The following is a 19,642-nucleotide window of genomic DNA, read 5'->3' on the forward strand; positions in this document are numbered from 1 at the left end:
CCGGCCGTGCTCCGCGGGTCAGGCGCGGTGCGGAGCGGGCTCGTCCGTGCCCATGTCCTCCAGCTCGCGGCCCTTCGTCTCCGGCACCGCCTTGAGGACGAAGAAGAACGACAGCAGCGCGAACGCCGCGTAGACGCCGTACGAGAACGTCAGGCCGAGGTGCTCGGACATCGGCGGGAACGTCGTGGAGATCGTGAAGTTCGCCAGCCACTGCGCGGCGGCGGCCACCGCGAGGGCGGCGGCGCGGATGCGGTTGGGGAACATCTCGCCCAGCAGCACCCACACGATCGGGCCCCAGGTGGCGCCGAAGCCGATGACGAAGAGGTTGGCGGCGACGACGGCCACCGGGCCCCAGGCACCGGGCAGGCTGATGTCCTCGCCGGTGCCGACGGACTGCGAGAACGACACCGACATGACCGCGAGGGCGACGAACATGGTCGCGGAACCGGCGATGAGCAGCGGCTTGCGGCCGATCTTGTCGACGGTGGCGATGGCGATGAAGGTGACCACGACGTTGGTGACCGCGGTGATGGTGGAGGTCGTGAACGCGTCCTCGGACTCGAAGCCCACCGACCGCCACAGCGACGTGGAGTAGTAGAAGATCACGTTGATGCCGACCGCCTGCTGGAAGACGGAGAGCAGGATGCCGATCCACACGATGGGCTTCAGCCCGAGGCGCGGCCCGCGCAGGTCCCGCAGGCTGGGCTCGTCCTCGCGCTGCAGGCTGGTGCGGATCTCGCCCACCTTGCGCCGCACCGCTTCGGTGCTGCGCGTGCCGAGCACCTCGCGCAGCACCTCACCCGCCTTCTGGGTCTCGCCCTGGGCGACGAGGTAGCGCGGGGACTCGGGGATCTCCAGGGCGAGCAGGCCCCACACCAGCGCGGGCACGATCTCGACGAGGAACATCCAGCGCCAGGCCTCCCAGCCCAGCCAGGTGGTCTCCGCGGCGCCGCCTGCGGAGTTGGCGATGAACGCGTCGGTGAGCAGGGCGACGAAGATGCCCACCGTGATGGCCAGCTGCTGCAGCGAGCCGAGCCGGCCGCGGATGCGGGCGGGGGCGACCTCCGCGATGTAGGTGGGAGCGACGACCGAGGCCACGCCGACGCCGACGCCGCCGAGGGCGCGCCAGAGGATGAAGTCCCACACGCCGAAGGCGGAGGCGGAGCCGACGGCGCTGACGCCGAAGAGCACGGCGCCGATGATCATGACGATCTTGCGGCCGAACCGGTCGGCGAGGCCACCGGCGAACCAGGCGCCCAGGGCCGCGCCGAGCAGGGCGCAGGAGACCGCGAACCCGGACAGCGTCGCGCTGAGGCCGAACTGGCCCGTCACCGCGTCCACCGCCCCGTTGATGACGGCGGTGTCGAACCCGAACAGGAAGCCGCCGATGGCGGCCACCACCGAGATCAGCACCACCTTCGTCGTGGTGTTCGACTCCTCCTCGGCCTGCGGGTCTGGACCGGCGGTGGACATCCCGGTGCTCCTCGTGCTCGGTGGCGTCGCGGACGACGGGTGCTCCGGTCGCGGAGCCCGTGCCCGATGGTCCGCCCGTGATCCGTCCCGCGCACGCCGGGAGCCTGCCCGGGCCGCCCGCCGCGGCTCAGGCGTCCTCTCCGCGCGCGGTCGCCAGGTCGTGCGCTGCCATGTCGACGGCCTCCTCCGCGCGCCGGGCGGCGTCCACCAGCCCGGCCAGCGCCGAGCCGTCGGGCACGCCCGCCGAGCGTGAGGCGTACGCCTTCGACAGGGCCCGCGCCTCGGCGGCCAGCTCGGCCAGCACCGCCGCGGCCTCCTCGCGCGCGGAGCGCAGGACCTCCTCCTGCACCCGGGTGTCCTCTCGGTCCCTGCGCAGCGCCACGGCGCCCTCCCGTCGTCCTCGCGACCGGTGCCCCTCACCGGTGGGCCGCCATGGTGCCAGCCCCGGTCGGTAGGGTGCGGGCCGTGGCCACGCAGACCGACGTCCAGCGCACCCTCGTCCTCGTCAAGCCGGACGGTGTTCGACGCAACCTGACCGGGGAGGTGCTGCGCCGGATCGAGGCCAAGGGGTACTCGGTCGTGGCGCTGCAGATGCGCACCGCCGACCGCGAGCTGCTCGCCGGGCACTACGCCGAGCACGAGGGCAAGCCGTTCTACGAGCCGCTGGTGGAGTTCATGTCCTCAGGCCCGGTCGTGGCGGCCGTCGTCGAGGGGCACCGCGCCATCGAGGGCTTCCGCTCCCTGGCCGGCACCACCGACCCCACCACCGCCGCCCCCGGCACGATCCGCGGCGACCTGGGCCGCGACTGGGGCCTGAAGGTGCAGCAGAACCTCGTGCACGGCTCCGACTCGGAGGAGTCCGCCGCCCGCGAGATCGGGCTGTGGTTCCCCGGCGTGTGACGGGCCGGCACCGCCGGCGGCGGTGAGTTCCGCGGCGCGCGGCGGTCACCAGGAGCAGCAGGGCCCGCCGGGCCCGGACGACTGCGAAGGAGACCGACCGTGCGCATGATCTTCGTCAACCTCCCGGTGGGCGACCTGGGGGCCTCCGAGGCCTTCTTCGCCTCGCTCGGCTTCGCGAAGAACCCGGAGTTCAGCGACGACGGCACGAGCTGCGTCGTGATCGAGGAGAACGTCCTCGCCCTCCTGCACTCCCCGGAGAAGTGGAAGGGTTTCCTGCGCTCGGAGCCGGCGGCACCGGGCACCACCGAGGTGATGCTCGCGCTGTCGGCGTCCAACCGCGAGGAGTGCGACGACCTGCGCGCGAAGGCGCTGGCCAACGGCGGCTCCGAGTACGCGCCCGCGATGGACTTCGGCTGGATGTACGGGGTGAGCTTCCGCGACCCCGACGGGCACGTGTGGGAGCTGAGCTGGATGGACGTCGAGGCCGCCAAGCAGGCCGGCGCGGTCGGCGCCTGACCGTGAGCCCGCGGGCGGCCGGTCCCCGGCCGCCCGCGGGCTCACAGGAGCGCGCCGGCCAGCAGCACCAGCGGGATCGACCCGGCCCAGGCGGCCGTGGTCAGGCCCGACCAGCCCTTCAGCGCGGCGGTTCCCTCCAGGCCGGTGAACCGGGTCACCACCCAGAAGTACGAGTCGTTGAAGTAGCTGAACACCATCGACCCGGCGCAGCAGGCGATGGCCGCCGCCAGGGCGGACACCCCCAGGCCGCCGACGAGCGGTGCCGTCACGGACGCCGCCGTGATCATCGCGACCGTGCCCGACCCCTGCGCCAGGCGCACCAGCGTGGCCACGAGGAACGGCACCAGGACCCCCGGCAGCGCGAGGGACGCCACCGCGTCGGCCAGCGCCTGCCCGACGCCGGAGTCGCGCAGCACCTGGCCGAAACCCCCGCCGGCGCCGGTGATGAGGATGACCAGCCCGGCGGACGCGGCCGCGTCCGAGAGCCAGCCGGTGACCTGCCGGCGGCTCGTCCACCGCGGCAGCAGGCCGTACACGGCGATGACCAGGCCGACGATCAGCGCCACCACGGGGTGGCCGACGAACGAGAAGACCTGCGCGAGCGTCGACGGCTCGTACCCCTCGTCGCCCTGCAGGACCCCCTGCGCGTCGCGGTCCACCGCCGTGGTGACCGTGTTGGCCACGATGAGCACCAGCGGCACCAGCAGCGGCAGGGCACCGCGGAAGGCGCCCGGCCGGTGCGGGGTGGCGCCCGCCGGCGGATCGCCCAGCGCCGCGGCGGGGTCCGGTGCCTCCTCGCCCGGTCCGCCGGCCACCGCACCCGCCCCGGTCGCCGCACCCGCGCCGGCGTACACGGCCTCGCGCACCTGCGGTTGCACCTGGTCCTCCAGCTTCGGCCCCACCCACGCCGAGTACAGGACCACCACCGGCAGCAGCAGCACGGAGAGCACCAGGCCCGTCAGGATGAGCCCGCCGAGGTCGGCGCCCAGGATGCCCGCGACCCCGAGCGGGCCCGGGGTGGGCGGCACCAGGTGGTGCGTCAGCGTCATCCCGCAGCCCAGCGCCAGCGCCAGCGCCACGTACCCGCGGCGCTGGCGGCGCGCGATGGAGCGCGCCAGCGGGTTGAGGATGACGTACCCGGAGTCGCAGAACACCGGGATGGACACCACGGCCCCCGTGCCGCCGAGCGCCCACGCCTCCCGGTCCTTCCCCAGCGCGCGCACGAACGCGCGGGCCAGGGCGTCGGCCCCGCCGGAGACCTCCAGCACCTTGCCGACGGCCACGCCCAGACCGATGACGATCCCGATGGACGCCAGCGTGTTCCCGAAGCCGGTGACGAGGGAGTCCAGGGTGTCGCCGGGGGCCGACCCGGCGATGGAGCCGGTGACGAGGGCGGCGAGCAGCAGCGCGACGAAGGCGTCCAGCCGGGTGCGCAGGACGACGAGGACGATGACGGCGATGCCGGCGACGAGCGCGGCGAGCAGCTGGAGATCCACGGTGATCCTCCGGTGTCGGTGCGGGCGCGATCACCCGACGCGCACAGGGTGGCGCCGTCCGCCGCCCCTGTCGAGCGGTGCGGGCGCGGGCCCTCGCGTCTAGGGTTCCCGGCGTCGCCGTGACGACGCGGCGGCGCGCCGAGCGCCTGCGAGGAGAGCCCGATGGCCACCGAGTTCCCGACCGCCCGCACCGCCGTCGTGACCGGAGGGGGCTCGCCGCGCGGCATCGGGCGGGCCCTCGCGCACCGCCTGGCGCGCGGCGGCTGGTCCGTCGCCGTCCTCGACCTCGACGGCGCGGCCGCGCGCACCGTCGCCGCCGAGCTGGAGGGGACCGGGGTCGCAGCGCTCGGCGTGCAGGTCGACGTCGCCGACCCGGCGTCGGTGGAGGCGGCCGCCGCCGCGGTCGAGCGCGACCTGCCACCCGTGGTCGGGTTGGTGAACCTGGCGGGCATCAGCTCGCCGACACCGTTCCTGGACACCACGCCCGAGGAGTGGGACCGCGTCATGGCCGTCAACGCGCGCGGCACGTTCCTCGTCACGCAGCGGTTCGTGCGCGGGATGGTCGAGCGCGGCCTGGGGCGCGTGGTGAGCGCTTCGTCGGTCTCCGCGCAGCGCGGCGGCGGCACCTACTCCAAGGTCGCCTACAGCGCCTCGAAGGCGGCGATCATCGGCCTGACGCGGGCCCTGGCCCGGGAGGTGAGCCCGCTGGGCGTGACGGTGAACTGCGTCGCCCCGGGCCCGGTGGACACCGACATCATGGGCGGGCCGCTCACCGACGAGCGGCGGGCGGCGATGGCCGCCGACGGGATGGTGGGCCGGGTCGGGACCGTCGACGACGTCGCCGCGCTGGTGGAGTTCCTGCTCGGCCCGGACTCCGGGTACGTCACCGCCGCCACCTACGACGTCAACGGCGGCCTGCAGATCTCCTGAGGCGGGAGCGCGGCCCCGGCGCGCTCAAGCGCCGGCGCGGGAGGCGGTGTAGGCGGCCCAGGCGGTCTCGACGGCGGCCAGGGCCGTCTCGTCCTGCAGCGAGGTGACGTCCCCACCGCCCCGGCCGGCCGTCATGTCCGCCATCAGCCGGCGCATGATCTTCCCCGAGCGGGTCTTCGGCAGGTCCGGCACCACCACCACGTCGCGGGGCTTGGCGACCGGGCCGATCGCCGCCGCGACGTGCGCGCGCAGCTCCTCGGCCAGCGCCGCGTCGGACGCACCCGCCGCGTCGCCGCGGGTGATGACGAACGCGACGATCCGCTGCCCCGTCGTCCCGTCGGGTGCCCCGACCACCGCGGCCTCCGCCACCCGCGGGTGCGCGACGAGCGCGGACTCCAGCTCGATGCTGGACAGCCGGTGACCGGAGACGTTGAGGACGTCGTCGATGCGCCCGCCGATCCAGACGTAGCCGTCGGCGTCCTTCGTCGCGGCGTCACCGGCCAGGTACCAGCCCTGCTCGGCGTACGGCTCCCAGTAGGACTTCACGAACCGGTCGTGGTCGCGCCACACCGTGCGGGCCATGCCCGGCCAGGGGCGGGTGATGACGAGCACCCCCGTCTCGCCGGGCGCCGTCTCGCGGCCGGCGTCGTCGACGACGGTGGCGGCCAGCCCCGGCAGCGGCACCGTGCCCGAGCCGGGCTTCAGCGGCGTCACGCCCGGCAGGGGGGCGACGACCGCGGCACCGGTCTCCGACTGCCACCACGTGTCCACGATCGGGCAGCGCCCGCCGCCCACCTCGCGGTGCAGCCACAGCCACGCCTCGGGGTTGATCGCCTCGCCCACCGAGCCCAGCAGCCGCAGCGAGGACAGGTCGAAGCGCGCGGGCAGTTCCGGGCCGTGCTTCATGAACGTCCGCACCAGGGTGGGGGCGGTGTAGTAGGTCGTCACGCCGTACTTCTCGATGACCTCGAAGTGCCGGCCGGGGTGCGGCGTCAGCGGAGAACCCTCGTAGATCACCTGGGTGGTGCCGTTGGACAGCGGCCCGTACATCTCGTAGCTGTGCGCGGTCACCCACGCCAGGTCCGCCTGGCACCAGTAGACGTCGTCGTCCTTGACGTCGAACACCGCCCAGTGCGACCAGGAGGTGTGGGTGAGGTACCCGCCGCTGGTGTGCACCAAGCCCTTCGGCTTCCCGGTGGTGCCGGAGGTGTAGATGATGAACAGCGGGTTCTCGCTGTCGAAGCTCGGCGCGTCGTGCTCGGTGCTCTGCCGGTCCACGACGTCGTGCCACCACACGTCGCGGCCCGGCGTCCACGGCACGTCCGGCGTCAGGTCCCCGGTGCGACGCAGGACGAGCACGTGCTCGACGTGGTCCAGACCCTCGACGGCGGCGTCCGCGGCGCCCTTGACGGACACCGCCTGACCCCGGCGGAACTGCCCGTCGGTGCACACCAGCAGCTTCGCGCCGGTGTCCTCCACCCGGAACCTCAGCGCCTCGGCGGAGAAACCCCCGAACACCAGGCTGACGACGGCGCCGATGCGCGCGCACGCCATCGTCGTCACGATCGTCTCCGGCAGCACCGGCAGGTACAGGACGACCCGGTCGCCGTGGCCGACGCCCAGCTCCTGCAGCGCGTTCGCCGCCCGGCACACCTCGTCCTGCAGCTGCGCGTAGGTGATCGTGCGCGAATCGCCGGGCTCACCCTCCCAGTGCAGGGCGACCTTGTCCCCGCGCCCTGCGGCGACGTGCCGGTCCACGCAGTTCACCGCGACGTTCAGCTTCCCGCCGACGAACCACTGCGCGGTGGGAAGCGTGGAACCGTCGAACACGGTGTGCCACGGCTCGTCCCACTGCAGCCGCCCGGCCTGCTCGGCCCAGAACGCCTCCGGGTCCGCCGCGGCGCGCGCGTGCTCGTCCGCGCCCACGTTGGCCCGGGCGGCGAACTCGGGCGGCGGCGGGAAGACGAGGTCGTCTCCGGCGGTGGCGGGGACGGTGCTCATGCGGGCGGGTCCTCCCGGGGTCGTGGGTCCGGCCGTCAGCGTACCCAGCGGCCCGGGGACCCCCGCCCGCCCGCCGCGGGCCGCAGCCGCCGCCGGGGCTGTGGCGTAGGGTGCACCCACCATCCAGAGCGGCCGAGAGACCTGGCTCGACGACGCCGCAGCAACCCCCGCGTGGAGGGTGCTCACGCCAGGACCGATGGGGGAGGCACGGCATGAGCACCACCACGTCCGCCGCGGACGGCGGGGCGGCGTCCGAGGACGAACGCCGCGAGGCCGCCGCCTGGGCCACCTGGCAGGAGTCCCCGTGGGGGCGGCTGCGCTACCGGGTCCTGGCGGCGCTGCTGCGCGAGCGCTGCGCGCAGCTGGGCCCGGCGCCGCTGCGGGTGCTGGACGCGGGCGGCGGTGACGGGCGCGACGCGCTGCAGCTGGCCCTGGCCGGCCACGAGGTGACGGTGCTGGACACCTCCGCGGACGTGCTGGGGGCGGCGCGTGCCGCCGCGGTGGCCGCCGGGGTCGGCGACCGGGTGCGCACCGTGGCCGCGGGCCTGGAGGACCTCACCGCCCTGGCCGCGCTGACCCGGCACCGCGCCGGCGGTTCCGGGTCGTTCGACGTGGTGCTGTGCCACGACGTGCTGCAGCACCGCGGCAGCCTGGCGCAGGTGGGCGCCGACGTGGCGGTGCTGGTGTCCTCCCTGCGCCCCGGCGGGCTGCTCTCGCTGATGGCGCCGAACCCGGCGGCCGACGTCCTGGCCGCCGCGCTGCGCGACGGGCCGGCGCAGGCGTGGGTGCTGCTGGACGCCGAGCGCGGTGCGGACCCGGGCACCGGCCGCTCCGTGCTCCGCCTGGACCCCGCCGTCGTCGAGGCGGCCGTGGCGGACGCCGGCTGCGAGGTCGACGGGCGCGCCGGCCTGCTGACGGTGACGTCGCTGCTGGAGGAGGCGCAGCGCGCCGACGAGCGCGTCGTGGCGGACCTGGAGGAGCTGGAGGTGGAGCTCGGCCGCCGTGACGAGTTCCGCCGCACGGCGCGGTTCTGGCACCTGCTGGCCCGCCGGCGCTGACGGCCGCGGTCGGCAGCCCCGCGGTCGAGGGGTCAGGACGGGGTGGGGCGCTCGAACGGGTCGGCGCCCAGCTCGCCCTCCCACTCGTGGCGCAGCTCCCGGCCGCCGCTGCGCCAGCGGCGGGGCGTCGTCGTCGACAGCCAGTCCAGCGGCTCGATGCCGCCCGCCTCGCCGCCGTCCAGGGCCAGGCGCAGCGCGGCCGACAGGTCGGCGTCCACCGCGTCGCTGCGCGTGGCGGGGTCCACGGACACGAACAACGCCGTGCCCGAGCGGGCCACCAGGTCCAGGAAGCGCCGGTTGAGCGACCAGTCCGTGCCCGGTGTCGAGGGCACGCAGTCCGCGTCCAGCGCGAAGAAGGTCCCGTGCTGGGCGAGGCGGAACGCCAGGGTGTTCACCCCCACCCGGCGGGTGCGGTCCCAGTCCCTCCCCGAGGTGTCGTCCCCGGTGCGCTGGGCGTGCACCAGCCCGGCGGCCAGGTGCCCGACGGTGTTGCAGCCCAGCACGACCGCGCCACCGGCTGCTCCGCGCAGGCGCGCGCAGAAACCCGTGAGGGCCTCGGCCGTGGTGAGCGAGCCGTCGTGCAGCGACCAGCCGTCGGCGGCGGGCGAGGCGCCCATCGACGGCCCCCAGCGACCCAGCACGTCGTAGGTGGAGAAGTCGTGCTTGAGCAGCTCGAAGCCCCAGCCGGTCAGGCGGGCCGCGTCCTCGGCGACGAGGTCCAGCACCGCCGGGTGCGAGGGGTCCAGCGCCCGGCCGCCGTCGCGCGGGGCCAGCACCCCGGCGCCGGGTTCGTCGCGGCGCAGCAGGGGGCGGAACCAGATCCCCGGCCGCGCACCCTCCTCGCGCACCGCCGCGGCGAGTTCCGCCATCGCGGGGAACCCCGCGGGCCGCCCGGCGTCCCACGGGCCACCGGAGGCGGCCAGCCCGTCCGCGGTACCGCCGGGGCTCCAGCCGTCGTCGACCACCGCGTACGGGCGCACCGGGTGCTCGCCGGCCAGTTCGGCGACGGTCCGCGCGTCGCGCACCACGGCCGCGGCGTCGAACCCCCGGCCGTAGGCGTAGTACCAGTTGTTCGCACCCACCAGCGGTGCCGCGGGGAGCTCGGGGTCCGGGCACTGCAGCCGCGCCAGCGCGCGCTGCACCGCGAACGGGGGACCGCCGCGCACCGACCGCACGACCGCCGCGGTCAGCACGCGGTCCCCGGGCCGCACCGCTGAGCCGCCGCAGCGCAGGTCCAGCCACAGCCCGACCCCGGTGCCGTCCAGCGTCCAGGACGCGAACGCCGCGCCGCGCACCTGCACGCCCAGGCCGGTCGTGCCGCCCAGCCGGTCGTGCACGAGCACCGTCCACGGCAGCGGCCGCCCGGGTTCCAGCCCGCGCCACGCCAGGTCGCCGTAGGAGCGCTCCCACGCGTCGCCGAGCACGAGGGAACCCTCCGGGACCGTCCTGCGCCAGCGCAGCAGGACCCGGCTCACCCGCTCCGCGGCCACCTCGACCCGCAGCCCCGCCCCGTCGGGGACCGTGCGCACCCGCACGCCGGCGCGCTCCGGCGCGCACCAGCCGTCGGCCGGGTCCACCTGCGCGCGCACCAGGTCCGGTGGCGGGACCGCCTCCTCGGCGGGCTCGCCCGCCCCGGTCACCGGTGGTGCCCCAGGACGAACGTGCGGATCGCGGTGACCGCCGCGCCGCGCGCCCACTCGGGGAAACCCGTGTGCTGCACGTCGACGTCCAGCTCGGAGGCGTGCGGGTGGCGGTGCGCGCGGATCCCCGCCCGCAGCGCCTCGGCACCGACCTCCGCCAACCCGGCGTTCTCCCCGGAGACCAGCACCTTGCGCGGCATCGTCAGGTTCCCGATCGCCGCCAGCAGGACGCCCAGCGCGCGGGCGGAGTCGTCGACCACCCGCCGCGCCAGCGGCTCGCCGGCCGCGGCGAGGCCCAGGACCTCGTCGAACGCGACCGGGCGGCGCAGGGCCAGCCCGGCGCGGACCTCGACGGCCTCCCGGGTGAGCATCGCCTCCGCGCAGCCGGTGTGCCCGTCCGGGCAGAGGGGACCGGTGGGGTCCAGCGGGAAGTGCCCCAGCAGGCCCACCCCGGCGTCCGGGTGGTCCAGCACCTCGTCGTGCACGACGAGCCCGTACCCCACGCCCGTGCCGACCACCACGACCGCGAAGTGGTCGCAGCGCCGGGCCGTGCCGAACCACTGCTCCGCGCGGGTCAGCGAGAGCACGTCGTTGTCGACGACCACCGGCAGGCCCAGCTCCGCCTCCAGGGCCCGCCCGAACGGCACGGACTCCCACCCCAGGTACCGGGCCGAGAGCACCTCCCCGTCCCGGGCGACCCGCCCGCCCAGGCCGACGCCGACGGCACGCACCCCCGGGCGGCCGGGGCCGGCGCAGGCCGCCAGGGAACGCACCAGCTCACCGACGACGGCGACGCAGGCGGCGGGGGAGCGGTCCGGCAGCGGCGCCTGGAGCTCCGCCACGACGCGGGCCCGCAAGGTCGTCAGCACGGCGTAGGCGGTGTCGGCGGTGAGCTTGACCCCGACGAAGTGGTGGCCGTCCTCCTCCACGTCCAGCGGGCGGGTCGGCCGCCCGGAGACCGGGTCGCACACCCCGGTGGTCTCCACCAGCAGGCCGGAGTCCAGCAGGGGCCGGGACAGCCGGGTCAGGCTGCCGGGGGACAGCTCCAGACGGCGGGCCAGTTCGCTGCGCGGCAGCGGGCCGTCGAGCAGGACCTCCAGGGCGATGCTGTGGGCGGGCCCGGTCAGCGGGGTCCAGGCCGCACCCGGCCGGGCCGGGGCCGTCAGGCTCACGGGGCCTCCTCGGTGAGGGTCGTCCACCCGGTGACGGGTGCGGGCCTGCACGGTAGCCGAGTTCCGTCGCGAAACCCTGATTCTGCTCCCTCCGGTGATCCGCCGGTGCATTCTCGCTCCACGTCACCGTTGACGCTCGGGAGAGTTCTGCCGTACAACTCTTCCACCGCACGACCCCGACCACGACGACGTGATCCCCGGAGACGCCGTGACCCTGCTCCAGCGCGAGACCCCCACCCGCACCCGGCCCGCCGGCCCCGGGGAGGTGCTCCACCTGCGGGCGGCCGGAGTCAGCGCCGTCCTGTGCACCCACGCCGGCCAGCTCCCCTCGGTCGTGCACTGGGGTGCCGACCTCGGCGACCTCACCCCCTCCGGCCTCGCCGACCTCGCCGCCGCCGGGGCCACGGCCCGCGCCAACAACGCCGTCGACGACGAGCGCCCCCTGGCGCTGCTGCCCGAGCAGGCCCAGGGCTGGAGCGGCACCCCCGGCCTCGCCGGTCACCGCGACGGCACCGCGTGGACCACCCGGTTCGTCCCCACCGCGGTCGAGGTCACCGACGACGGACCGCGCGGCGGGCGCGTCGACGTGCGCGCCACCGACCCCGCCGCCGCGCTCGAGCTGCACCTGGAGCTCGAGCTGCTGCCCTCCGGACTGCTGCGCCACCGCGCGCACCTGACGAACACCGGTGAGGGCGCCTACGAGGTCGCCGCCCTCGCCCTCGCCCTGCCCGTGCCGCCCGTGGCGACCGAGCTGCTCGACATGGCGGGCCGCTGGGGCAAGGAACGGGTGCCGCAACGGCTCCCCCTCGTCGTCGGCACGCACGCCCGCGAGAACCGCCGCGGCCGCACCGGCCCCGACGCCCCCCTCGTCCTGGCGGCCGGCACGGCGGGGTTCGGCTTCCGCGCCGGCGAGGTGTGGGCCCAGCACGTCGCCTTCAGCGGCAACCACCGCGCTCTCGCCGAGCGCCAGCACACCGGCACCGCCGTACTGGCCGGCGGCGAACTGCTGCTGCCCGGCGAGGTGCGCCTGGCCACGGGGGAGGGGTACAGCACCCCGTGGGTGTACGCGGCCCACTCGGAGCACGGCCTGGACGGGGTCGCCGCCCGCTTCCACACCCACCTGCGCTCGCGGCCGCACCACCCCGCGAACCCGCGCCCGGTCATCGTCAACACCTGGGAGGCCGTCTACTTCGACCACGACCTCGGCCGGCTCACCGAACTGGCCCGCGCCGCCGCCGAGGTCGGCGCCGAGCGGTACGTGCTCGACGACGGCTGGTTCCGCCACCGCCGCGACGACACCGCCGGGCTGGGCGACTGGTACGTCGACGAGGACGTCTGGCCCGACGGGCTCACCCCGCTCATCGACGTCGTCACCGGTCTCGGCATGCAGTTCGGGCTGTGGGTGGAACCGGAGATGGTCAACCCCGACTCCGACCTGGCCCGCGCCCACCCGGACTGGATCCTGCGCCCCGGCGAGGACGTGCTGCCCCCGGCGTCGCGCCAGCAGCAGGTCCTGGACCTCGGCAATCCCGAGGCGTACGCGCACCTGCTGGGGCGCCTGGACGCCCTGCTCACCGAGAACGACATCGCGTACCTGAAGTGGGACCACAACCGCGACCTGCTGGAAGCCGGTTCCGGGCCCGGCCGCCGGCCCGGTGTGCACGCCCAGACCCTCGCCGCGTACCGGCTCATGGACGAGCTGCGCGAGCGCCACCCCGGCGTGGAGATCGAGTCCTGCTCCTCCGGCGGCCTGCGCGTGGACCTGGAGGTCCTGGAGCACACCGACCGCGTGTGGGGCAGCGACTGCATCGACCCCCTGGAGCGGCAGCAGATCCAGCGGTGGACCACCCAGCTGCTCGCGCCGGAGCTCGTCGGATCGCACGTGGGCGCGTCCCCCTCGCACACCACGCACCGCAGCAGCGACCTGTCCTTCCGCGCCGGCACCGCGCTGTTCGCGTCCTTCGGCATCGAGACCGACCTGACGCGGATGGACCCCGCCGAGCGCGCGGAGCTCACCCGGTGGGTCGCCCTCTACAAGGAGCTGCGCCCCCTGCTGCACAGCGGGACCGTCGTGCGCGCCGACCCGCACGACGAGTCGTCCGCCGTGCACGGCGTCGTGGCCGCCGACGGCGGCGACGGCCTGTTCGCGGTGGTGCAGCTGAGCACCCCCGACACCAGCGTGCCCGGGCGGGTCCGCCTGCCCGGCCTCGACCCGGACGCGACCTACCACGTCGCACCCCAGCCGCCGGGCGACACCCCGGCCGTGCAGGGCGGCGACGTCCTGCCGTGGACCGCGGGAGGCGGCGTGAGGATGAGCGGCCGGGCGCTGGCCGCCGTGGGTGTCACGACCTGCGCCCTGCAACCGCAGCAGCTCCTCCTCCTGCGCACCCGGAAGGTCTGACGCCATGGCGCTCACGAGCAGAGCCGCTCGTACCCGCAGCTCGATCCGGCCCAGCCTGCAGGTCCACGGCTACCGCCCGGACAGCAACGGGACCCGCCGGGAACGCCTCACGGCCCTGGCGTTCATCCTGCCGGCGCTGCTGGGGTTCAGCGTCTTCTACTTCTGGCCCACCCTGCGGGGCTTCTACTACAGCTTCACCGACTTCGACGTCTTCAACCGCCCCACCTGGGTGGGTCTGGACAACTACGCCGCGCTCCTGGACGACCCCACGTTCTGGAACGCGATGAAGGTGACGGTGCAGTACGTCGTCATCAACATCGGCACGCAGACCGTCCTGGCGCTGCTGCTGGCCGTCCTGCTGCACCGGCTGACCCGCTCGGTCCTCGTCCGCAGCGTCATCGTGCTGCCGTACCTCATCTCCAACGTCGTCGTCGCCCTGGTCTTCTACTGGATGCTGGACGCCCAGATCGGGATCACCAACCAGTTCCTCGGCTGGATCGGCCTGGACGCGATCCCGTTCTTCGGCAGCCAGGACTGGGCCATCCCGACGATCGCCCTGGTCAACACCTGGCGGCACCTGGGGTACACGGCGCTGCTGATCTTCGCCGGTCTGCTGATGATCCCGGACCACGTGTACGAGGCCGGACGGGTGGACGGCGCCTCGGAGTGGAAGATGTTCTGGCGCATCACGCTGCCGCTGCTGCGGCCGATCCTCGCCCTCGTGCTCGTCATCACGGTCGTCGGCTCGTTCCAAGCCTTCGACACCGTCGCCGTCACCACCGCCGGCGGCCCGGCCGACGCCACGAAGGTCATCCAGTACTACATCTTCGACCTGGCCTTCCAGCGCTACCAGTTCGGGTACGCCTCGGCCGTCTCGGTCGTCCTGTTCCTCATCCTCGCGTCCGTCGCCTTCGTCCAGCTGCGGCTGATGCGGGCGAACGAGTCCGACGTCGCCTGAGCGCGACCCGAAGCGGAAGACCCCCAGGAGGCGATGTGGCCACCGCAGTGACGACGTTCGACGAGGCCGCCGCGGCCTCCAGGTCCAGCAGAGCACGCCGGGGGCGGCCCGGAGCCGGGCGGGTCCTGGCCTGGACCGCCCTGGTCCTCATCGTGCTCGTGACCCTCTTCCCGTTCTACTGGATGCTGCGCACCGCGTTCTCCAACGGTGCGTACCTCGCCACCCAGCCGTCGAACCTGCTGCCCGTCGAGCCGACGCTCGGCGCCTTCGAGCGTGTCCTCGGGCTGGCGAGCACCGAGGAGGCCCAGGCCCAGGCCGGCTCCGGTGCCTCGGTGAACATCGGCCGCTACCTTCTGAACTCCGTGGTCGTGGCCACCCTGATCACCGCCGGGCAGGTGTTCTTCGGCGCGCTGGCGGCGTACGCCTTCTCCCGGCTGCGCTGGCCCGGCCGGGACGCGGTGTTCTTCGTCTTCCTCACCGCCCTGATGGTCCCGCCGATCTTCACGCAGCTGCCGAACTTCCTGCTCATGCGGGACCTCGGCATCCTCAACACCTACGCCGCGATCGTCCTGCCGTTCTTCTTCATGACGCCCTTCGCCGTCTTCTTCCTGCGGCAGTTCTTCCTCGGCATCCCGCACGAGGTGGAGGAGGCGGCACGGCTCGACGGCGCCGGTGCCGTGCGCAGGTTCTTCACCGTGATCCTGCCCATGGCGTCCGGGCCGCTGGTGACCTTGACGATCCTGCAGTACATCCAGGCGTGGGGCGAGTACTTCTGGCCGCTGCTCGTCGCCAGCGACCCCGACGTCCGCGTGCTCACCGTCGGTCTGGGTGTCTTCCGCGCCCAGACGCCGCAGGGATCGCCCGACTGGGCGGGGCTGATGGCCGCCACGCTGCTCGCGGCCCTGCCGATCATCGTCCTGTTCGCGATCTTCAGCCGGAAGGTCGTCAACTCCATCGGCTTCTCCGGCATCAAGTGAGGCACCCCGTGATGCACCTCGTGACGCACTCCGCCCCCCGCCGCCGTTCCCGTGCCCGTCGCGCCGTCGCGGCCGCGGGCGCCGCGCTGCTGCTGACCGCCTGCGGCTCCTACGGGGTCGACCCCGGCGCCGACGCCGACACCGGGACCGTCACCTACTGGCTGTGGGAGTCCGCGCAGCTGCCCGCCTACCAGCAGTGCGCCGACGACTTCGAGGCGCAGCACCCCGACATCGACATCCAGATCGAGCAGTTCGGGTGGGACGACTACTGGAACAAGCTGTTCACCGGCTTCGTCGCCAACTCCGCCCCGGACGTCTTCGCCAACCACACCTCCCGGTACGGCGAGTTCGCCGAGCGCGGGCTGATCGTCCCCATCGACGAGTACGTCGACCGGGACCGCATCGACCTGTCGAAGTACGTGACCGGCACCACCGACCTGTGGGTCGGCCCCGACGGGAAGCGCTACGGGCTGCCCAAGGACTTCGACACCATCGGGATCTTCTACAACGAGGGGATGACCGAGGAGGCGGGCGTCACGCGCGAGCAGATGGAGAACCTCACCTGGAACCCCCAGGACGGCGGTACCTACGAGGACGTCATCGCCCACCTCACCGTCGACGAGAACGGCGTGCGCGGCGACGAGCCCGGTTTCGACAAGGACAACGTGCGCACCTACGGGCTGGGTCTGGGCAGTGCGGGAGCTCCCTTCGGGCAGGTCGAGTGGTCCTACCTGGCCATGACCACCGGCTGGTGGTACATGGACGCCGAGGCGTGGGGCACGGAGTTCCACTACGACGACCCCCGGTTCCAGCAGACCTACGCGTGGTGGCGCGGCCTGATCGAGAAGGGGTACATGCCTCCGCTGGCCTTCACCGAGGGCGGTGCACCCGACCAGCAGGTGCAGGCGGGCCGGTACGCCATGGTCACCGAGGGGTCGTGGCAGACCGCCAACTTCGGCGCGCTGGAGGGCGTCGACCTGGCGCTGGCACCCACCCCCGTGGGGCCGGAGGGGCACCGTGCCGCCATGCAGAACTCCCTGGCCGACTCCATCTCCACCTCCTCGCAGGTCAAGGGGGCCGCCTGGGAGTGGGCCTCCTACCTGGGGTCGGTCCAGTGCCAGTCCGTCGTCGCCGAGGCCGGGGTCGTCATGCCGGCGATCGCCAGCACCGTCGACACCGCGAAGGAAGCCCTCGGGCGCACCGGGTTCGACATCAGCGCCTTCACCGACCAGATCGACGCCGGCACGACGTTCCCCTACCCGGCCGTCCTGAAGGCCGCCGAGGTCCAGAGCATCACGAGCTCGGTGATGGAGAACGTCATGGCCTTCAACGCCGAACCCGACGCGCTGACGCCCATGAACGAGCAGCTCAACGCCCTGTTCGAGTGAGGCCACCCCCCGGGGCCGTCCGTGCGGCGCGGTAGGCCCCGGGGGAGCACCCGCACGCGCGGGTGAAGCAGGCGTACAGGCTGCTCTGCGAACCGAAGCCGGCCGCGTGCGCGACCGCGGCCGTCGTCATCGAGGTCGTCACCAGCAGCCGCTGCGCCTCCGCCACCCGGTGCCGCGTCAGCTGCTCGCCCAGGGAGACCCCCACCGCGCGGCGGAACAGGGTGGTCGCGTAGTTCGGGTTCAGGTTCGCGGCCCGGGCCACGTGCGTGGCGGAGACCGGCTCCCGGAAGTGCTCGGCGATCCAGCTCGCCATCCGGGCGACCGGGCGCAGGTCCGCCCGCGGCAGCGCACCGGTCCCCGCCCCCGCGGCGCCACCCGCCGCTGCCACGATCCTCAGCACGAGCGCGTGCGCCTCCAGCAGCAGCGCCGCGGAGGTCGTCCCGCCGGGTGTCGCCAGGTCCCGTTCCCAGGTGCCGAACAGCCCCGGCACGTGCGCCCCGACCCGGTCGGTGGGGACCACCAGGGTGCGCTGCGCGAGCACCTCGGCGGTGAACGCCTCCGGCAGCGACCAGCTGAGCACCGTGGACAGCGGTACGTGGATCCACGCCACGTCGCTGGGGGGCAACGGGTCCCGCTCCAGCAGCCGGTGCGGCGCCGCGGCCCAGAACAGTGCCGTGCTGCCCGCCTCGACGACCGTGCGCCCCCCGCCGGACAGGTACTCCAGCCGTCCCTCGAGCACGACGTTGACCTCCACGTCGTCGTGCCGGTGGAACTCGCGCATGGGTGGCGCGGGCCCGCGGTGCACCCACAGCACGGACTCCTCGACCTTCGCCTCCGGGCGCACCCGGGCCAGCCTAGGTGCTGAGGATCCTGGAAGGTCAGGACGGCTCGCCGGAGGCGCCCGGCGGCGGCGCCCACCTAGCGTCGACGGCATGAGCCAGACGACGAGCCCGACGGCGAGCCCGGCGACGGTCCCCGCGCGCTCTCCCAAGATCACCATCATCGGCGCCGGGGGGCACGTCTTCCCCTTCCGGCTCGTCGGGGACGTCCTCAGCTTCCCCGCGCTGCGCTCGGCCCACCTGTGCCTGATGGACGTCGACCCCGCCAAGCTGGGTCCCGTCGCCGACGCCACCCGCAAGCTCGTCGCCCACCACGGCCTGGGTGCGCGGGTGGAGGAGACGACCGACCGGCGCGCCGCCCTGGCCGGCGCCGACGTCGTCATCATCACCTTCCAGGTCGGCGGGGTGGAGGCCTACCGCCACGACGTGGAGATCCCTCGGCGCTACGGCGTCGACCAGACGGTCGGCGACACCCTCGGCCCCGGCGGCGTCTTCCGCTTCCTGCGCTCGGTGCCGGCCTACGACGCCATCGCCGCCGACGCCCTCGAGGTCTGCCCGGACGCGGTCTTCGTCAACTACGCCAACCCCATGGCGATGGCGACGGCGTACCTGAACGCCAAGGGCCTGCGCACCGTCGGGCTGTGCCACAGCGTGCAGGGCACCACCCGCATGCTGGCCCGCACCCTGGGCGTGCCCTACGAGGAGGTCGACTACCTCTGCGCCGGCATCAACCACCAGGCGTGGGTCCTGCGCTTCCGCCGGCGCGGCGGGGAGGACCTCTACCCCCGGCTGCGCGAGGTCATGGCCGAGAAGCACGTCGTCGGGCGCGCCGCCGGCGGCCTGGCGGGCGACCGCGGCGACCACAGCGGTGCCGCCGACGACGCCAGCGTCTACGAGGGCGGCAACGAGCAGGTGCGCACCACGCTCATGAACGCCTTCGGGTACTTCGAGACGGAGTCCAGCCACCACGCCTCCGAGTACGTGCCGTACTTCCGCAAGGACCCGGCCGCCGTCGAGCGCTACGTGCCGCAGCGGTGGGACTACTACGAGATCTGCGCCGCCCACGACGACCGGGGCGACCTGGACGCGCAGCTGGCCCGCCTGCAGGAGGAGCTCACCCCCAGCGTCGAGTACGGCGCCAGCATCGTGAACTCCGTGGTCACCGGCGTGCCCTCCGTCGTCTACGGCAACGTCCCCAACGCCACCGGCCTGATCACCAACCTGCCGTCCGACGCGTGCGTGGAGGTCCCCTGCCTGGTCGACGCCGGCGGTGTCCAGCCCACGGCCGTCGGTGCCCTGCCCCCGCAGCTCGCCGCGCTAAACCGCACCAACGTCAACGTGCAGACCCTCGCCGTCCAGGCGGCCCTGACCGGCGAGCGCGAGCACGTCTTCCACGCCGTCGCGCTGGACCCCCTCACCGGTGCGCTCCTCACCCTGGAGCAGGTGCGGGCCATGACCGAGGAGCTCGTCGAGGCCCACCGCGACCTCCTGCCGCCGGCCCTGGTCGGGTGAGGAGCCGCGCGCCGGCGCCGCAGCGCGCCGGCGCGCTGCGACGCGGCTGACGGGGCCGGTCGGCGCGGCTGTGAGAGACTGCGGACGGTCGGACGTTCCCCACACCGGGCGATCGACCCGCTGACGAGACCGCCGCCCGGAGCGCGGCGTCCGGGCAGCGCCGCGGTCCAGTGGAAGGGCCCCGCAGGCGCCCCGGTGCCCGTTCCGGTCGGAGGACCGCCAGCGGCACGAGCGGATCGCCGCCCCCGAGCGCGGCCCCCGCCCGTGCACCGAGGACTTCCGCCGGGTGCGGGCCACCCCGCCCGGCGATCCCTTCGAGGACGCCCCGGGGCGGCCACGGGTTCACCGGTGAGTGGCCGCCGCGAGGCGGGCTGGAGAGCC

General features: G+C 74.3%; 16 protein-coding genes and 1 riboswitch. Of the genes, 9 read left to right on the forward strand and 7 right to left on the reverse strand.

The genetic code is table 11. The features are described 5' to 3' along the window. Positions 1 to 18: 18 nt before the first annotated feature. On the reverse strand, positions 19 to 1,473 hold the full coding sequence (locus tag MN205_RS16370) for a sugar porter family MFS transporter (protein WP_242129195.1): 1,455 nt from the start codon (positions 1,471 to 1,473) through the stop codon (positions 19 to 21). Positions 1,474 to 1,600: 127 nt separating this feature from the next. Further along, the gene (locus MN205_RS16375; RefSeq protein WP_242129196.1) at positions 1,601 to 1,822 is read right to left on the reverse strand and encodes a hypothetical protein; all 222 of its coding nucleotides are present in this window, start codon (positions 1,820 to 1,822) and stop codon (positions 1,601 to 1,603) included. Between the two features lie 116 nt (positions 1,823 to 1,938). Between MN205_RS16375 and ndk the strand changes: the two genes are divergently transcribed. Continuing rightward, on the forward strand, positions 1,939 to 2,373 hold the full coding sequence (ndk, locus tag MN205_RS16380) for a nucleoside-diphosphate kinase (protein ID WP_242129198.1): 435 nt from the start codon (positions 1,939 to 1,941) through the stop codon (positions 2,371 to 2,373). A 99-nt stretch (positions 2,374 to 2,472) separates the two neighbouring features. Continuing rightward, positions 2,473 to 2,889: a VOC family protein gene (locus MN205_RS16385; RefSeq protein ID WP_374115945.1), complete on the forward strand. Its 417-nt coding sequence runs from the start codon at positions 2,473 to 2,475 to the stop codon at positions 2,887 to 2,889. A gap of 41 nt (positions 2,890 to 2,930) precedes the next feature. Here MN205_RS16385 and MN205_RS16390 read toward each other — a convergent pair whose 3' ends face one another. Continuing rightward, positions 2,931 to 4,385, reverse strand: coding sequence for a GntP family permease (locus MN205_RS16390; protein ID WP_242129200.1), 1,455 nt, complete (start codon positions 4,383 to 4,385; stop codon positions 2,931 to 2,933). A gap of 162 nt (positions 4,386 to 4,547) precedes the next feature. Between MN205_RS16390 and MN205_RS16395 the strand changes: the two genes are divergently transcribed. Beyond that, positions 4,548 to 5,315 carry an SDR family NAD(P)-dependent oxidoreductase gene (locus MN205_RS16395; protein WP_242129203.1) on the forward strand — a complete coding sequence of 256 codons (768 nt, stop codon included), beginning with the start codon at positions 4,548 to 4,550 and terminating at the stop codon, positions 5,313 to 5,315. A gap of 24 nt (positions 5,316 to 5,339) precedes the next feature. On the opposite strand, the gene acs is transcribed toward MN205_RS16395, so the two are convergent. Continuing rightward, positions 5,340 to 7,316, reverse strand: coding sequence for an acetate--CoA ligase (gene acs / locus MN205_RS16400; RefSeq protein WP_242129205.1), 1,977 nt, complete (start codon positions 7,314 to 7,316; stop codon positions 5,340 to 5,342). Between the two features lie 116 nt (positions 7,317 to 7,432). After that, positions 7,433 to 7,519: riboswitch (SAM riboswitch) on the forward strand. Between the two features lie 9 nt (positions 7,520 to 7,528). On the opposite strand from acs, the gene MN205_RS16405 reads away from it, so the two are divergent. After that, positions 7,529 to 8,374, forward strand: a complete 846-nt coding sequence (locus MN205_RS16405) for a bifunctional 2-polyprenyl-6-hydroxyphenol methylase/3-demethylubiquinol 3-O-methyltransferase UbiG (protein WP_242129208.1) — start codon at positions 7,529 to 7,531, stop codon at positions 8,372 to 8,374. A 32-nt stretch (positions 8,375 to 8,406) separates the two neighbouring features. Here the strand turns inward: MN205_RS16405 and MN205_RS16410 are convergent, their stop codons facing one another. Together MN205_RS16410 and MN205_RS16415 are read right to left on the reverse strand one after the other, a co-directional pair. Continuing rightward, a complete protein-coding gene (locus MN205_RS16410) occupies positions 8,407 to 10,014 on the reverse strand; it encodes a hypothetical protein (protein ID WP_242129210.1) in 1,608 nt (535 codons plus the stop codon). Further along, positions 10,011 to 11,186: an ROK family transcriptional regulator gene (locus tag MN205_RS16415; protein ID WP_242129212.1), complete on the reverse strand. Its 1,176-nt coding sequence runs from the start codon at positions 11,184 to 11,186 to the stop codon at positions 10,011 to 10,013. The genes MN205_RS16410 and MN205_RS16415 overlap by 4 nt, the downstream gene beginning before the upstream one ends. A gap of 190 nt (positions 11,187 to 11,376) precedes the next feature. Between MN205_RS16415 and MN205_RS16420 the strand changes: the two genes are divergently transcribed. The 4 genes from MN205_RS16420 to MN205_RS16435 are packed head-to-tail and all read left to right on the forward strand — an operon-like array spanning position 11,377 to position 16,910. Then, positions 11,377 to 13,587, forward strand: a complete 2,211-nt coding sequence (locus MN205_RS16420) for an alpha-galactosidase (protein ID WP_242129214.1) — start codon at positions 11,377 to 11,379, stop codon at positions 13,585 to 13,587. Between the two features lie 4 nt (positions 13,588 to 13,591). Then, complete coding sequence (locus MN205_RS16425) at positions 13,592 to 14,545, forward strand: carbohydrate ABC transporter permease (protein ID WP_242129216.1); 954 nt, start codon at positions 13,592 to 13,594, stop codon at positions 14,543 to 14,545. Between the two features lie 35 nt (positions 14,546 to 14,580). Then, positions 14,581 to 15,522: a carbohydrate ABC transporter permease gene (locus MN205_RS16430; RefSeq protein ID WP_242129218.1), complete on the forward strand. Its 942-nt coding sequence runs from the start codon at positions 14,581 to 14,583 to the stop codon at positions 15,520 to 15,522. Between the two features lie 11 nt (positions 15,523 to 15,533). Continuing rightward, entirely contained in the window at positions 15,534 to 16,910 is a 1,377-nt protein-coding gene (locus MN205_RS16435; protein WP_242129220.1) for an ABC transporter substrate-binding protein, read from the forward strand. Here MN205_RS16435 and MN205_RS16440 read toward each other — a convergent pair. Beyond that, positions 16,891 to 17,754 carry a helix-turn-helix domain-containing protein gene (locus MN205_RS16440; RefSeq protein WP_242129222.1) on the reverse strand — a complete coding sequence of 288 codons (864 nt, stop codon included), beginning with the start codon at positions 17,752 to 17,754 and terminating at the stop codon, positions 16,891 to 16,893. The genes MN205_RS16435 and MN205_RS16440 overlap by 20 nt on opposite strands. 88 nt (positions 17,755 to 17,842) lie before the next feature. Between MN205_RS16440 and MN205_RS16445 the strand changes: the two genes are divergently transcribed. Beyond that, on the forward strand, positions 17,843 to 19,261 hold the full coding sequence (locus MN205_RS16445; protein ID WP_242129225.1) for an alpha-glucosidase/alpha-galactosidase: 1,419 nt from the start codon (positions 17,843 to 17,845) through the stop codon (positions 19,259 to 19,261). Positions 19,262 to 19,642 lie beyond the last annotated feature (381 nt).

It is taken from the genome of Kineococcus sp. TRM81007, from assembly GCF_022669155.1.
GTDB lineage: Bacteria > Actinomycetota > Actinomycetes > Actinomycetales > Kineococcaceae > Kineococcus.

What these genes read in the sequence shown, in the direction of transcription:
- MN205_RS16435 (WP_242129220.1), top strand. Translation starts at nt 15,534, where the DNA reads ATGCACCTCGTGACGCACTCCGCCCCCCGCCGCCGTTCCCGTGCCCGT.
- MN205_RS16370 (WP_242129195.1), bottom strand. Translation starts at nt 1,473, where the DNA reads ATGTCCACCGCCGGTCCAGACCCGCAGGCCGAGGAGGAGTCGAACACC.
- MN205_RS16405 (WP_242129208.1), top strand. Translation starts at nt 7,529, where the DNA reads ATGAGCACCACCACGTCCGCCGCGGACGGCGGGGCGGCGTCCGAGGAC.
- MN205_RS16425 (WP_242129216.1), top strand. Translation starts at nt 13,592, where the DNA reads ATGGCGCTCACGAGCAGAGCCGCTCGTACCCGCAGCTCGATCCGGCCC.
- MN205_RS16395 (WP_242129203.1), top strand. Translation starts at nt 4,548, where the DNA reads ATGGCCACCGAGTTCCCGACCGCCCGCACCGCCGTCGTGACCGGAGGG.
- acs (WP_242129205.1), bottom strand. Translation starts at nt 7,316, where the DNA reads ATGAGCACCGTCCCCGCCACCGCCGGAGACGACCTCGTCTTCCCGCCG.
- MN205_RS16445 (WP_242129225.1), top strand. Translation starts at nt 17,843, where the DNA reads ATGAGCCAGACGACGAGCCCGACGGCGAGCCCGGCGACGGTCCCCGCG.